We start from the raw sequence: 16,484 nt of genomic DNA on the forward strand, positions 1-16,484 counted from the left end.
CTTAAAAAGTGAAAGTTGTTCCGTCAGCACCGTCTTTTAGTTGGATACCTAATGCGCTTAATTGATCACGAATCTGATCTGATAAAGCCCAATTTTTATCCACACGTGCCTGATTACGCATTTCGATTAGCATTTTTACAACACCATCTAATTTATCAGAACTTTCGTTTGCAGCCTCTGTATCTAAACCTAAAACATCATGAACAAAACCATTCATAATCACCTTTAAGCGCTCTAAATCTTCTGCTGTAATATTCTCGAAACTATCTTTGATTGAGTTAATCATTTTCACTGCATCAAATAAATGTGCAATCAATATTGGCGTATTGAAATCATCATCCATTGCTGTGTATAATTTTGCTTCTAATTCATCAATATTAACGGTAGAAGTTTTCTTTGGTGTAATTGTTTCTAATGTTTTTAATGCTTCAACCAAACGATTATATCCTTTTTCTGAAGCTAACATTGCATCATTCGAAATATCTAAAACACTGCGATAATGCGCTTGTAAGAAACAAAAACGTACAACAGCAGGATGAAATGGTTTTTCGAAGAAATCATTTTCACCATTCACTAATTGCATTGGCAAAATGTAATTCCCTGTCGATTTACTCATACGCTGACCATTCATCGTCAACATATTGGCATGCATCCAATATTTTACTGGTTCGTGACCGTTAGAACCTTTTGCTTGCGCAATTTCACATTCGTGGTGAGGGAATTTAAGATCCATTCCACCTCCGTGAATATCGAAATAATCTCCAAGATATTTTGTGCTCATCACTGTACATTCTAAGTGCCAACCAGGGAAACCATCTCCCCAAGGTGAAGCCCAACGCATAATGTGAGCAGGCGAAGCATTTTTCCAAAGCGCAAAATCCACTGGATTTTTCTTCTCTCCTTGCCCGTCTAAATCTCTTGTGTTATTGATTAATTCTTCGATGTTACGGTTACTCAATTCACCATAATCAAGTCCTTTTTTGTTATATGCTTCTACATCAAAATAAACTGATCCGTTTACTTCATAAGCAAATCCTAAATCAATTAATTTCTCCGCTAAAGCAATTTGTTCTAAAATATGACCCGTTGCTGTAGGCTCGATTGTTGGAGGTAATAAATTAAATTTCTCTAAAACTTTATGAAAATCAACTGTATATTTCTGTACGATTTCCATTGGTTCTAATTTCTCTAATTTAGATTGTTTTACAAAACGATCATTTTCTACATTTCCATCATCTGTTAAATGCCCAGCATCAGTAATATTACGAACATAACGAACTTTGTAACCCAAAAATTTTAGGTAACGATAAATCATATCAAATGACATAAACGTACGCACATTCCCAAGATGCACATTACTGTAAACGGTAGGTCCACAAACATACATTCCAACATTATCTTGATTAATTGGTTCGAACGTTTCTTTCTGTCCCGTTAAGGAATTATGTAATTTTAATTGATTTTCTTTTACCATTTTATAGGATTTATATTTTAAACATTGAAAGTAGTTTTCATTCCGATGTACGAAATAAACTCTTTTCTTAATTGCTCATTATCTTTAAATGCTCCACCATACTCGGCAGTAACTGTACTTGATTCGATATCTTTGATTCCGCGCGAATTTACACACAAATGTTTCGCATCAATAATACACGCTACATCATCTGTACCTAGCGCTTCTTGCATTGCTTTCACAATTTGCATTGTCAAACGCTCTTGTACTTGCGGACGTTTTGCATAATATTCTACAATACGATTCATTTTAGACAGTCCGATTACTTTCCCTTTCGAGATGTAACCAACATGTGCACGTCCAACGATTGGTAAAAAGTGGTGTTCGCAAGTCGAATAAACCACGATATCCTTTTCAACCAACATTTGATTGTAGTTATATTTATTTTCGAAAGTTGACATTCCAGGCTTACGCTCTGGCAATAAACCACCAAAAATCTCTTTTACGAACATTTTCGCAACACGTTTTGGCGTTCCTTTCAAACTATCATCTGTTAAATCTAAGCCTAAAGTTTCCATGATGTTACGGAAATCCGCTTCTATCTTTTCCACTTTTTCTTCAGCAGACAACTCAAAGGCATCAGCTCTCAAAGGCGTTTCTAAGTTTGCTGAAATATGGTCGTCCCCCATTTCGTCATGAAGATGTTTATCACACATTACATAAAAATTTTAGCAAATTTATAAAAGATAGTGTTATAAAACCTTATCAAATCTCAATTTATTACATCTGAAATGATTTCTATCTTTTATCAAATCAATGAAAAGATTATCTTTGAAGTATCACAAATTCGAAAAAATGATCAAGAAAACTTACGGTATCGATTTTCTTTCGTTCGAGAATTACAAAGGAATCAAAGAAGGAAACATCGAAATTGAACTTAATGAAGCGAGTAAACAACAAATCTTAAAATCGCAACAAAACGTTGCTAAAATAGTTGCTTCTGGTCAAACAGTTTATGGAATTAACACTGGTTTTGGACCACTTTGCGACACTAAAATCTCGGAAGAAGAAACGCGTCAACTTCAACATAATTTATTAATCAGTCATGCGGTTGGTGTTGGAAATCCAATCAAGAAAGAAATTTCTAAAACCATGTTAATTGCAAAAGCACATGCTTTATCAAAAGGATATTCTGGTGTGACTTTAGATGTTGTGGAACGAATTTTACTAATGGTCGAAAAAGATATTATTCCGGTCGTTCCTGAAAAAGGATCTGTTGGAGCATCTGGAGATTTAGCGCCATTATCACATTTATTTTTACCATTAATTGGTGAAGGAAAAGTTTGGGATGGCGATACAATTGTTTCGACAAAAGAAGCTTTGGCTAAACATAATTTACAACCTTTACATCTTTCTGCAAAAGAAGGTTTAGGGTTAATCAACGGAACACAATTTATTTTATCTCATGCATTAAATGGTTTAGAAAAATTCGAATATTTATTGAATTTAGCTGACGTTGCGGGTGCTTTATCACTGGAAGCATACGAAGGTTCGCCTCGTCCATTCGAAGAAGAATTGCATCAAGTCCGTCCATTCAAAGGAACTTTATTGGTTGCAAAACGTATGCGAAATTTATTGAAAGGTTCTGAAATTGCTTTCTCTCATGCAGAATGTGGTCGTGTACAAGATCCATATTCATTGCGTTGTATGCCTCAAGTTCATGGCGCATCACGAAATGCATTTTTTCATTTACAAGAATTAGCAGAAATCGAATTAAATTCTGTTACCGATAATCCAATCGTTGTTTCGGACGAAGAAGCCATTTCTGGTGGAAACTTCCACGGACAACCATTAGCTATGGTATTAGATTACGCTACAATTGCTGCATCTGAATTAGGAAATATTTCGGATCGTCGTCAATATTTATTAATCGAAGGAAAATATGGTTTACCAAAATTATTAACAGAAAGCTCTGGTTTAAATTCTGGTTTCATGATTCCTCAATATACCTCAGCCGCACTTTGTACAGAAAACAAAACCTTGTGTTTCCCTGCATCGGCAGATAGTATTCCGACTTCTTTGGGACAAGAAGATCATGTTTCGATGGGAAGTATTTCTGGACGAAAATTCAACCAAGTTTTAGATAATGTAGAACGTATTTTAGCAATCGAATTAATGTACGCTTGTCAAGGTTTAGAATTTAGAAGACCTCGTAAAACAAGTGCTTTCTTAGAAGAAGTTTTTACAAAAGTTCGTTCAGTTTGTCCTAAATTAGAAGATGATCGTTTGATTGGAGATGATATCAACAATATTATTGATTTATTACAAACAGAAGATTTCAAGAAATTAATTTTAAGTTTTTAAATTATCCTTGTCATCCAGAGCCTGTCAAAGGATAAGCTATTATAATGTAGATAATTTACTATAATTAGAAAAACTCTTCGACAAGCTCAGAGTGACAATTACAACAACGACAGTCAAGTAAATGTCATTCCGACGAATGGAGGAATCTTTTAAAAATTAGAAATAAAAAGAATGGATATTTTACAAGCTATATTAGATTTTTTTAGTGTTACAAGTTATAAAAGTGATAATTCTAAAAAAGACAAAGCAGTACTTTTTTTAATGATTTCTACTTTTTTATCTATTGCTCTTTTATTTTCTGTAAACTCAATTTATGATAAAAATAATATTTTACTAATCATAGTTTTATTGATTATTTTCAGTTTAATATTAAGTATTTTAATTATTCTTAGTTTAATCAAATTAAAAATAATTCAACCAACAAACTTTAGTAATTTTATATTATATCTCGTTGGTTTAATATTATTTATTGGAAGTTCAACTTTATTTTTTATTGATTATTTTAAAATTATTAATTAAAAATCTAATGTTCAAATTCGATAAAAAATCATTCAGCATAGCAGTTATTATCTTTTTGATTGAAGTAATTATTGCGTTGTACATCAAAGACAAGATCATTCGTCCTTTTGTTGGCGATATTTTAGTCGTGATTTTCATTTACTATTTTATCAAAGCATTTATCAACACAAAAGCGATTAACATTGCAATTTTTACATTGTTTTTTTCATTTATTGTAGAGATTTTACAATATTTCAATTTTGTAGAAATGATTGGTTTAGGACATAACAAAGCGGCTCGAATAATTATCGGAACATCTTTTTCGTGGATTGATTTACTGTGTTATTTCATAGGGTTTATTCTATTATTTTTTATTGATAAAGATTTGAAGAAAAAAAATGTAATTTGAACGAGATTCCTCAACAAGCTCAGAATAACAACAAAAAATCGTAAAACTTATAATGTTTAACGCAAAACATAAAAACACAAAAAAATGACTTTTCAAGAACAAATAAAACAAGGCATTCCTTCTGTTTTACCTCAAAAAAAAGACAGAAATCCTAACGTAAGTCACGCACCAAAGCGTAAAGAAATATTATCGGAAGACGAAAAAAAATTAGCGTTAAAAAATGCGTTACGTTATTTCGAACCAAAAGATCATGCAGAATTAATTCCAGAATTTAAGCAAGAATTAGAAGATTTCGGACGTATTTATATGTATCGTTTGATGCCTGATTACAAAATTTTTGCTCGTCCAATTACAGATTATCCAGGAAATTCAGAACAAGCAAAAGCAATTCAATTAATGATTCAAAATAATTTGGATCACGCAGTTGCTCAACATCCTGAAGAATTGATTACTTATGGAGGAAATGGTGCCGTTTTCCAAAACTGGGCGCAATATCTATTAACGATGAAATATTTGTCTGAAATGACAGAAGAGCAAACCTTGGTGATGTATTCTGGACATCCAATGGGTTTATTTCCTTCACACAAAAATGCTCCTCGCGTTGTCGTTACGAATGGAATGGTGATTCCTAATTATTCGAAACCGGATGATTGGGAAAAGATGAATGCGTTAGGTGTTTCTCAATACGGGCAAATGACCGCAGGAAGTTATATGTACATTGGTCCGCAAGGAATTGTTCATGGAACTACGATTACTGTTTTGAATGGTTGTCGCAAAATCGATAATGAAGGTACAGCAGGGAAATTATTTGTAACGGCAGGACTTGGTGGAATGTCAGGTGCGCAACCGAAAGCGGGAAATATCGCAGGTGTTGTTTCTGTAACTGCCGAAGTAAACCCTGCTGCGACATACAAACGTCATGAACAAGGTTGGGTGGACGAAGTGATTACTGATTTGGATGAATTAGTTGCTCGTGTTCGCGAAGCCAAAGAAAATAAAGAAGTTGTTTCGATTGCTTATGATGGAAATGTGGTTGATGTTTGGGAAAAATTTGACCAAGAAAATCTATACATCGATTTAGGTTCAGATCAAACTTCATTACATAATCCTTGGGCGGGTGGTTATTATCCAGTTGGATTATCATTTGATGAAGCAAACGATATGATGGCAAATAATCCTGAGTTATTCAAAGAGAAAGTACAAGAATCGTTGCGTCGTCATGCAGATTCTGTCAACAAACATACTGCGAAAGGAACCTATTTCTTCGATTATGGAAATGCCTTTTTATTAGAAGCTTCTCGTGCTGGAGCAGATGTAATGGCTGAAAATAATATCGATTTTAAATACCCTTCTTATGTTCAAGATATTATGGGACCAATGTGTTTCGATTTCGGATTCGGGCCATTCCGTTGGGTTTGTACATCTGGAAAACCAGAAGATTTACAAAAAACAGATGAAATTGCTTGTCAAGTTTTAGAAGAAATCATGCAACATTCTCCGAAGGAAATTCAGCAACAAATGCAAGATAATATCACCTGGATAAAAGGTGCACAAGAAAACAAATTGGTTGTAGGTTCGCAAGCCCGTATTTTATATGCAGATGCAGAAGGACGAATTAAAATTGCGAAAGCCTTTAACGGTGCGATTGCAAAAGGTGAAATCGGAGCAGTTGTTTTAGGTCGTGATCACCATGATGTTTCTGGAACAGATTCTCCTTTCCGTGAAACATCTAATATTTATGATGGTTCAAAATTCACAGCTGATATGGCGATTCACAATGTCATTGGCGACAGTTTCCGAGGTGCAACTTGGGTTTCTATTCACAACGGCGGAGGCGTTGGTTGGGGAGAAGTAATCAATGGAGGTTTCGGAATGTTGCTAGACGGTTCTTCAGATGCTGAACAACGTTTAAAATCGATGTTACATTGGGATGTGAACAATGGAATTGCTCGCCGTTCTTGGGCAAGAAACGAAGAAGCTATTTTTGCGATCAAACGTGCAATGGAAGAAGAACCATTATTAAAAGTTACTTTACCTAATATGGTTGATGAAAAATTATTGTAGTGAAATCAATTCTAAAATATTTAGTTGACAACAAAGAAAATATTATTCAATGGTTAGTGATAATAGGTTTTTTTATAATGATGCTTTTAATCAGTTTATATAATACAAACCATGCTAAAGCTTCTATGAAAAATAACAAAAAATATAACGTTGGTATTCTATCAAGGTCAAGTAAATCAAAGTCTGGCAGCTATACTCATTATATTTATACATATAAAGGTAAAACATATGAAGGTCAAGTATCTGGTAGTTTAGATCCTGACAAAATTGGAGAAAGAAGATTAATTATTTTTAGTCCTGAAACAAATGAAAAATTTTTACTCCCGTATGTTATTAATGATTGTATTAATGAACCCTATAACGGATGGGATAAAATTCCGTATAATATTAGCGAGAAAGATATTTTAAAATATTTAGACTAAAAAACCACCTCAAAAGAGGTGGTTTTATGGTTTAATACATTTATATCAAGTAAAACGCTTCTTAACCTACATCAATATAATCAACTATTTAGCTTCGTAAATTTGTATAACAAAAATATAAAACATAGAAAAAAATCATTATGAATACAAAAAATATAGAAGCAGTAATTGCACCAAGAGAACCACATTTTGTAGGAGACGGTTTTAGAGTTCATAACTTCATTCCAAGTGGATATCATTTAGATATGAGAAGAACGGATCCATTTATTATGTTAGATTACAATTCAAAATTTCATTTTCCAGCAACAGACAAACCAAAAGGTGTTGGCGTGCATCCACACCGTGGTTTCGAAACTGTAACTATTGCTTATGAAGGAAGCGTTTCGCATCACGATAGTTCTGGTGGAGGTGGAACAATTCATCAAGGAGATGTACAATGGATGACAGCAGCTTCTGGTGTTTTACACAAAGAATATCATGCAGAAGAATTTTATAAACAAGGTGGAATTTTTCAAATGGTTCAATTGTGGGTAAATCTTCCTGCAAAAGAAAAAATGAGCACTCCAAAATATCAAGCGATTGAACATAAAGATATTCCAACTGTAGAAGTTGAAAATGGTTTTATCGAAGTTATTTCTGGTGAATATAACCAAACAAAAGGTGCTGCATCAACATTTTCTCCTGTTAATATGCTGAATGCAAAATTGAATGAAGGAGGAAAAGCTAATTTTAATTTTCCTGCAAATTACAATACCGTTTTATTAGTTATTGATGGAGAAGTAAAAGTGAACAACCAAGAAATTGTTCCAACGGATCACTTATTATTGTTTACAAACGAAGGCGAAGATTTCTCAATTGAAGCAACAGAAAATAGTGTGGTATTAATTTTGAGTGGTGAACCTCTTAATGAGCCAATCGCTTCTTATGGTCCTTTTGTGATGAATACACAAGAGCAAATTCGCGAAGCTTTTGAGGATTTTAATAACGGAAAATTTGGTACTTTAGAAGATTAATAAACAACTTAAAAAATAAAACTGATGGAAATTAAACAAATTGATGATAAGAAAAATGGTGCTTTTGTCGTTTTAGATGGCGATAAAAAAGCTGGAGAAATGGCTTACGTTTGGGCTGGTAATGATAAAATTATTATCGATCATACAGAGGTTGACGAAGCATATGGTGGACAAGGTGTTGGTAAAAAAGCTTTATTAGCCTTAGTAGATTGGGTGAGAAAAGATAATATCAAAGTAATTCCTTTATGTCCTTTCGCAAAGGCACAGTTTGATAAAAATCCAGAAATTAGAGACGTTTTGTCTTAAAATTTTCTCTTAGAAATGGAAAAGGAACTCAAATTGAGTTCCTTTTTTATTTCTTAATATCCCACCGCTTTGTCATCTCCTCTTGGGTCTGCTCCAGCTTGGTATGTTCCGTCAGTATTGACTAAAATTCCTTCTACACGTCCATAAGGTTTACGTTCTTTCAATATATAACCTTTATGTTTTAACGATTCGCGAACGTTTTCTGAAATTGCATTTGGCTCATAATCGATTTGATCTGGTAACCATTGATGATGAAATCTTGGTGCTGCAACAGCTTCTTGCATCGTCATTCCGAAATCAACAACATTCAAAATTGTTTGAAAAACAGACGTAATAATTGTAGAACCACCTGGTGTTCCCACAACCATAAACAATTTACCATCTTTCTCTAAAATCGAAGGCGTCATCGAACTTAACATTCTTTTCGAAGGTTCAATTGCATTAGCTTTTCCTCCAACCAAACCATACAAATTTGGTGTACCTGGTTTTACAGAAAAATCATCCATTTCATCATTCAACAAAAAACCTGCACCTTCTACAACAACCAAAGATCCGTACGAATTATTCAACGTTGTGGTTACAGAAGCTGCATTTCCATCTTTATCAACAATTACATAATGCGTCGTTTCCATCGATTCTTTACCAATTATTTCTCCCGCTTTGATTGCTGAACTTGGTGTTGCTTTATCAAACGAAAAGTCTTTCATTCGATTCACATTATAACTTTTTTCCAACAATTGTTTTTGCGGAACTTTTATAAAATCTGGATCACCTAAATGCTCTGCGCGATCTGCATAAACGCGACGCTCTGCTTCGACCATCACTTGAATTGTAGAATCTGCCTGAAATCCCCATTTATTAATTGGATAATCTTCGATTGATTGAAATAACGAAACCAACGCAATTCCTCCACTTGAAGGCGGCGGCATCGAAATCACTTTAAGACCTTTATAATTTCCAGAAACTGGCGTTCTCCAAACCGATTGATATTCTTTTAAATCTTCGCGCGAAATAATTCCATTCCCACGTTTCATTTCTTTTACAATTAAATCAGCTGTTTTTCCTTCATAAAAACCAGCTCGACCTTTTTGCTGAATTAATTTTAACGTATTAGCTAAATCTTTCTGAATTAGTAAATCCCCTTCTTTCCAAGATGATTTAGAGGTTAAAGCATTCGTTTTTGAATTATATTTTACAAAATCATTGTGCTTATTTGTCAATTCGCTCGCTTGTTGCTTTGTAATTTTAAATCCTTTTTGAGCTAAATTAATAGCTGGCTGAACTAATTCTTTCCAATTTAATTTACCATACTTTTCATGCGCTTTCACCATTCCATCGACTGTTCCGGGAACACCTGCAGCAAATTGTCCATACAAACTAAGATCAGTAATTGCATTTCCATTTTTGTCCCAATACATATCTTCACTCGCTTTCAAAGGTGCTTTTTCACGATAATCTAACGCATCGGTCTTACCTTTTGAATCACGATAAACCAAAAATCCACCGCCACCAATATTTCCTGCATTTGGATAAACAACCGCCAACGCAAACTGAACTGCAATAGAAGCGTCAATCGCATTTCCACCTTTTTTCAGAATTTCAACTCCAACTTTTGAAGCTTCGGGATGAGCCGTTACAACAACTCCATTTTTGTAAGATTCTTGCGCATTCAACTGAATAATCGCGAAGAATGAAACTATAATAAATGATATTTTCTTCATAAAATCGATTTAAACAAAAATACCAAACCTCTATCAATTACGACAAAGATTTGGTAAAACATATAAACTATTTAAATTATAAACTTAATGATAAACGAGCAAAAGCAAAACGTCCTCCAGTTCCGAATTGTTGTCCAGTACGTGAATACACGAAATATCCTGCTCCTCTATTTCCTCCAATTTTCGTTTCATCAGGATAAATATCAAACAAATTATTTGCTCCGATTGTTAACGAAATATTTTTGTTGAACGCATAACCAAAACTCAAATCTGTTACAACTTTTCCGCTAAAAGTTTGCGAATCTGCCACCGTATTTGTCGCTGCATCAACCTCTCCGAAATACACATTTCTTAAGTAAACATTCCATTTATCCAATGAATAATTCAGTGATAAATTGATTTTTGTACGAGGAATAGCTGATTCTAAATAAATACGACTTGAACGATCAAAATAAGTAGACTCTTTTCCTTTTAATAAATCCGAAGCATGAACGTCGCCCACAACATTTGTTTTACTAAAAGTCGCCGATAAATCTCCACGTAATTTCCCGGCTCCCAAACGATCTTGATACGTCAAAACAACATCTATTCCTTTGGTTTCAGTATCAATTGCATTTGCGAAGAAACGAGCCGAAGTTGCATTTGCTTGTTGCAATAATTCGTAAATCTCTTTGTCTTGAGCTGATGCATTTGCTGCATTGCTTCCCGTGAAAGATCCTGTGTAAATGATTCGGTCATCAATTCTGATGAAATATCCATCAACACTCAATTTGAATTTTCCCCAATTTGCAGTTGCTCCAGCCGAAACTGATTTCGATTTTTCTTCGTTCAATTGTGGAATTCCTAATAATTTCGCAGCGCGACTATCATTTGTAAAAGTTCCTGAATTAGAAATTGCTCCATCTAAGAATAAACTTGAAGTTGCGCTAAAGTATAATTGATGTAAAGATGGTGCTCTAAATCCTGTACTTGCAGCGGCTCTCAATACATAGTTTCCTAATTTGTATCGAGTCGAAATTTTTCCATTTAACGTTGATCCAAAATCTGAATAATCTTCGTAACGTAACGCAGCAGCTACTAAGAAATCTTTCGTAAAATTAAATTCAGTATCTAAATACGCCGCAACAGAATGACGATTCGCATTGACTTCATTCGCTGGTAAAAAACCAGGAAAAGCTTGCGCTCCGCCTGCTAAAGCAGTACCATTTGCAGCAAATAAAGTATTGATATTTCCATTAAAATCTTGTACATAAATTGGCTTTCCATTTCCGTCTACACCAATTTGACGAACTTTACCATAATTCGCATAAGATGCTTCTTCACCGCCTACAATTTGATAATTTTCATAACGAAATTCTGCACCAAACGCGACATTAATTCCAGCTAAAACATCATCAAAAAAACGCGTAAAATCTAGGTTGGTTGTATTCTGCGTAAAACGATATCCACCAGCTTCAAAAGATGTTGGCGAAGATTCTTTCATTGATGCGTTAACTGTATTTTTGACTCCAAAATCGATAGTATTATTTCCGTATGTGTTCGAAAAATCAACTTTCCAACCGTTAATTTCACTACGAATTCCCGCTGCTAAAGAGCGATCGTAATTATTAGTTTGAATCAATGGTAAAAATCCATTTGGATAAATTGACGCTACTGTTTGATGCAACTGAGCAGGCTGACGGCGAAAAGCTGCCGATTCACCCAAACGATAATTTAATCCTCCAAATGCATAAATTTCGGTTTTATCTGAAACTGGAAAAAGTGAATTGATAAAAATCGCTCCTCCTTCATTTTTTGATTGTCCAATGCGCGAAACATAATCAGCACGCGTTTCTCCTCGACGGGCTAACTCCTCCTCTGTAATATCTTTTCCAGTTGGATTTGGATATAAATCTGGTCGATTATAATCAGAGAAAATTGTTCCTGTAAATTCTTTTTGACGATTGAATGGTTGACGCTTGTCGTAAGAACCTGCAACATTTACAAATCCTCCTTTTTCACCCACTTTTACACCATAATTTACATTCGCTTGAAAAGTTTCACCATCAAAATTATCTTCTGCATTTTTCGAAAGATTTCCTCCATACGAAATTGACGCACGTAGTTTATCTGTCGAATCTTCCAAGACAATATTAATCACACCTGCAATCGCATCAGAACCATATTGAGCAGCGGCTCCATCTCGAAGAATTTCAATTCTTTTGATCGCAGAAGTTGGAATTGCATTCAAATCAGTACCGACAGAACCTTTACCAAACGAACCATTAATATTAACCAATGATGTTGTATGACGACGCTTTCCGTTAATCAAAACCAATACTTGATCTGGTCCTAAACCGCGCAAAGAAGCAGGATCTATATGATCTGTTCCGTCAGAAATAACTTGCGTATTCGAGCTAAAAGATGGCGCAACATAATTTAAGATTTGATTCAACGAAACTTGTCCTACATCTTTTGTTACCTCTTTAATATCTATCACATCAACTGGTGTTGAAGAATCTAATTGTGTACGTCCAACTGCTCGCGAACCAATCAAAACGACTTCGCTAAGATCAGTATCCGAATTGATTGATTGTAAAAAGAAATCTAAAGAAACTTCATTTTCATCAAGCACATTAATCGTTTGCGTCGTTGTTGGCTCACCTATTTTTGAAACAATAATTTCATACTTTCCAGGCTCTAACGTTAATTGATATAAACCATCTGCATCTGTTGTCGTCGTAATATTTGTTCCTTTTACATTAACCGTTGCTTGATCGATTGGTCCATTTACATCTTCAACCGTACCTGTGACTTTAGTTTGGGCGAATAAAAATGTTCCGCCGAAAAGAGCAGTTAGAAAAAATATTTTTTTGAGTGAGTATAATTTCTTGTTCATATTTACAATTTTAAAAGTCTAGCAAATTTATAGACTTTATAGAATATAAAACAAGTCGTTTTTAAATAAAATAAAAGAAAACTTTAAATTAATGTTAAATAGAGATTCTATTCTAAAAATAAGATTAATAACAGAATATAATTCTATACAATAAGTAGAGTATTGATTTTTATTAAATAAAATTTCATAAAAAAAGGAGCTCAAATTGAGCTCCTTTCAAAATATTTGTTGAGAATTGATTATTTCAATTTCTTTTTAACCTCTACAGTTTCGTAAGCTTCGATAATGTCACCTACTTGAATATCATTGAAGTTTTTGATGTTAAGACCACATTCGTAACCTTTACTAACTTCTTTCACGTCATCTTTGAAACGTTTCAATGAAGCTAATTCACCATCGTGGATCACAACTCCGTCACGAATGATACGAATACTAGAGTTTCTGTAAACTTTACCGTCTAAGACCATACATCCAGCAATAGTACCAACTTTCGTTACTTTGAATGTTTCACGAACTTCAATATTACCTGTTACTTGCTCTTTCAACTCTGGAGATAACATACCTTCCATCGCTTCTTTGATCTCTTCGATCGCAGCATAGATAATTGAGTAAGTTCTAATTTCAACTTCTTCTTTTTCTGCAATATCACGAGCAGATCCACCAGGACGAACATTAAATCCGATAATAATCGCATCTGAAGCAGAAGCTAATAATACGTCAGATTCTGTAATTTGTCCAACTCCTTTGTGTAAGATGTTAACAATAATTTCTTCTGTCGAAAGTTTTTGTAAAGAGTCTGTTAATGCTTCTACAGAACCATCCACGTCCCCTTTCAAGATAATATTCAACTCTTTGAAATCTCCTAAAGCGATACGACGTCCAATCTCATCAAGTGTGATGTGTTTTTGTGTACGAATAGTTTGTTCACGTTGTAATTGATCTCTACGAGTTGCAATTTGTTTCGCTTCGCGTTCGTCTTCGTAAACTTTGAACTTATCACCTGCGGTTGGCGCACCTGCTAATCCTAATATTGTAACTGGTGTTGATGGTCCAGCAACTTTGATATTGTTACCACGCTCATCTAACATTGCACGAACTTTACCATGGTGAGATCCTGCTAATACATAATCTCCGATGTGTAATGTACCTGTTTGTACGATAATTGTCGAAACATATCCACGTCCTTTGTCTAATGCAGCTTCTACAACTGTACCAGATGCTTTACGTTTTGGATTCGCTTTAAGGTCTAATACCTCAGCTTCTAATAATACTTTTTCTAATAAATCTTCTACTCCTAAACCAGATTTAGCCGAAATTTCTTGAGATTGGTAAGTACCACCCCAGTCTTCAACTAATAAGTTCATTTGAGCTAATTGCTCTTTTACTTTTTCTGGATTAGCTGCTGGTTTATCAACTTTGTTGATTGCGAATACCATTGGTACTCCAGCTGCTTGAGCGTGAGAAATTGCTTCACGCGTTTGTGGCATGATTTGGTCATCGGCCGCAATCACAATAATTGCAATATCCGTTACCTGAGCACCACGAGCACGCATCGCTGTAAAGGCCTCGTGACCTGGTGTATCTAAGAACGCTACACGTTTACCACTTGGCAATGTTACGTTGTACGCACCAATATGTTGTGTAATACCTCCAGACTCACCAGCAATTACGTTTGCTTTACGAACATAATCTAATAAAGATGTTTTACCGTGGTCAACGTGTCCCATTACAGTTACGATTGGCGCACGAGTTACTAAATCTTCTTCGTTATCGATTTCTTCTTCTTCAGTTGAGATTTCTTCTTCAGCATTAGCAAATACTGCTTCGAATCCAAAATCATCTGCAACTAATTGAATTGTATCCGCTTCAAGACGTTGGTTCATAGTAACCATGATTCCCAATGACATACATGCAGAGATAACTTCTGTAACAGAAACATCCATTAACGAAGCTAATTCGTTAACCGTTACAAATTCTGTTACATGTAAAGTTTTGTCCATGTCCATTGCTTCTTGCTCTTGCTCAGCAAACTCACGACGTTCTTTACGTTTGTCTCTTCTGTGTTTAGCCCCTTTAGATCCTTTTCCTTTATTAGTAAGTTTATCTAAAGTGTCTTTAATTTGTTTTTTAACATCTTCGTCAGAAAGTTCTACTTGAGGAACTCTTGGTCCACGGTTGTTTCCACCTCTAAAGTTTCCACCACCTTGACGATTACCACCTTGTCCACCTTGACGATTTCCGCCTTGACCTCCTGGGCGATTTCCACCTTGTCCTTGACCTCCTTGACGGTTGTTATTATTTCCTCCTCCGTGGTTGTTATTACCACCTTGACGGTTATTGTTGTTTCCTCCTCCGTGGTTGTTGTTACCACCTTGACGATTATTATTGTTTCCTCCGTTTTCTCCAGCTTTTGCTACATCTTCTGGTTTAACGTTTTTCTGGATACGTTTGCGCTTTTTCTTGTCAGCAGCGTTATTAGCACCTTTTTGATTCCCTTTTTTATCGTCAGTTTTTTTCTTATCAAATTTAGATAAGTCAATCTTTGCACCTGTAAAATTAGGTCCATCTAATTTTGTGTAGACAGTTTCAATTTTTTGAGGTTCAACTGCTGCTACTTCTTCAATTTCTTCTTTCTTCACTTCAGGCTTCGCTTCCGTTTTTATTTCAGGCTTTTTAACCTCTTCCACCTTTTTAGGTTCTTCTTTCTTCACCTCTTTTTTAACTTCCGCCTTCGGTGCTTCCGCCTTTTTAGGTTCTGCTTGCTCTTTTTTAGGAGCTGGAGAATCTTGCTTTTTAGGTTTACCTGTATTATTTATTTTATCAAGATCAATCACTTTAATCACTTTTGGTCCTTTCGTTTCCTCTTTTGATTCAGTTTTAGGTTCAGCTTTTGGAGCTTCCTCTTTCTTGATTTCTTCTTTCTTCACCTCTTCTTTTGCCGCAGTTTTTTCTACTTTGGCTTTAGGTTTCAAAGCATCTAAGTCTATTTTTCCAACAGTCTTTGGTCCTTCCAATTCAACTTTCGTCGTTTCAATGATTTCAGGTTTCTTTTCTACTGGTTTTTCAGTTGCAGCTTTTGCTTCTGCTTCTTTTTTCTCAGCGGCTTTGATATCTGAAATTTTGTTAATGACTACTTCACCGGAAGCTTGCTTTTGTTTAGCATCAGATCGGAACTCATTAACTAAAATATCGTAAGTTGGCACATCGATTTTAGAGTTCGGATTTTTTTCTACTGTTGTACCCTTCCCTTCTAAAAAATCAACAGCTCTATCTATTGATATATTTAATTCTTTTAATACTTTACTTAATCTTATTGTTTCCGACATATGAAGCTAATCTCTTATTTTAATGTTTGC

General features: G+C 34.7%; 12 protein-coding genes. 7 read left to right on the forward strand and 5 right to left on the reverse strand.

The annotated features are described in order from the left end of the window. Position 1 precedes the first annotated feature (1 nt). Both cysS and folE read right to left on the reverse strand, forming a co-directional pair. Positions 2-1,474, reverse strand: a complete 1,473-nt coding sequence (cysS, locus tag B4A23_RS14725; RefSeq protein WP_291121072.1) for a cysteine--tRNA ligase — start codon at positions 1,472-1,474, stop codon at positions 2-4. Between the two features lie 17 nt (positions 1,475-1,491). Then, on the reverse strand, positions 1,492-2,169 hold the full coding sequence (gene folE / locus B4A23_RS14730; protein ID WP_114997904.1) for a GTP cyclohydrolase I FolE: 678 nt from the start codon (positions 2,167-2,169) through the stop codon (positions 1,492-1,494). Positions 2,170-2,308: 139 nt separating this feature from the next. Between folE and hutH the strand changes: the two genes are divergently transcribed. From hutH to B4A23_RS14765, 7 genes are all read left to right on the forward strand, one after another. After that, positions 2,309-3,817, forward strand: coding sequence for a histidine ammonia-lyase (hutH, locus tag B4A23_RS14735; protein WP_291121074.1), 1,509 nt, complete (start codon positions 2,309-2,311; stop codon positions 3,815-3,817). Positions 3,818-3,988: 171 nt separating this feature from the next. After that, on the forward strand, positions 3,989-4,336 hold the full coding sequence (locus B4A23_RS14740; protein WP_291121077.1) for a hypothetical protein: 348 nt from the start codon (positions 3,989-3,991) through the stop codon (positions 4,334-4,336). Positions 4,337-4,343: 7 nt separating this feature from the next. Further along, positions 4,344-4,724: a DUF2809 domain-containing protein gene (locus tag B4A23_RS14745; protein WP_291121079.1), complete on the forward strand. Its 381-nt coding sequence runs from the start codon at positions 4,344-4,346 to the stop codon at positions 4,722-4,724. Positions 4,725-4,808: 84 nt separating this feature from the next. Next, complete coding sequence (locus B4A23_RS14750) at positions 4,809-6,788, forward strand: urocanate hydratase (protein WP_291121081.1); 1,980 nt, start codon at positions 4,809-4,811, stop codon at positions 6,786-6,788. Further along, on the forward strand, positions 6,788-7,210 hold the full coding sequence (locus B4A23_RS14755; protein ID WP_286487058.1) for a hypothetical protein: 423 nt from the start codon (positions 6,788-6,790) through the stop codon (positions 7,208-7,210). The genes B4A23_RS14750 and B4A23_RS14755 overlap by 1 nt, the downstream gene beginning before the upstream one ends. 140 nt (positions 7,211-7,350) lie before the next feature. Continuing rightward, entirely contained in the window at positions 7,351-8,223 is an 873-nt protein-coding gene (locus B4A23_RS14760) for a pirin family protein (RefSeq protein ID WP_291121084.1), read from the forward strand. 24 nt (positions 8,224-8,247) lie between these two features. Continuing rightward, entirely contained in the window at positions 8,248-8,529 is a 282-nt protein-coding gene (locus B4A23_RS14765) for a GNAT family N-acetyltransferase (RefSeq protein WP_180905279.1), read from the forward strand. 53 nt (positions 8,530-8,582) lie between these two features. Here the strand turns inward: B4A23_RS14765 and ggt are convergent, their stop codons facing one another. The 3 genes from ggt to infB all read right to left on the reverse strand — a co-directional run bounded on the left by ggt (position 8,583) and on the right by infB (position 16,454). Further along, positions 8,583-10,250 (reverse strand): gamma-glutamyltransferase, encoded by a 1,668-nt coding sequence (gene ggt / locus B4A23_RS14770; RefSeq protein ID WP_291121086.1) that lies wholly within the window; start codon positions 10,248-10,250, stop codon positions 8,583-8,585. A gap of 76 nt (positions 10,251-10,326) precedes the next feature. Next, entirely contained in the window at positions 10,327-13,128 is a 2,802-nt protein-coding gene (locus B4A23_RS14775) for a TonB-dependent receptor (protein WP_291121088.1), read from the reverse strand. Between the two features lie 239 nt (positions 13,129-13,367). Further along, positions 13,368-16,454, reverse strand: coding sequence for a translation initiation factor IF-2 (infB, locus tag B4A23_RS14780; RefSeq protein ID WP_291121090.1), 3,087 nt, complete (start codon positions 16,452-16,454; stop codon positions 13,368-13,370). Positions 16,455-16,484 lie beyond the last annotated feature (30 nt).

Source organism: Empedobacter sp. UBA7248 (assembly GCF_002472945.1).
Lineage (GTDB): Bacteria > Bacteroidota > Bacteroidia > Flavobacteriales > Weeksellaceae > Empedobacter > Empedobacter falsenii_C.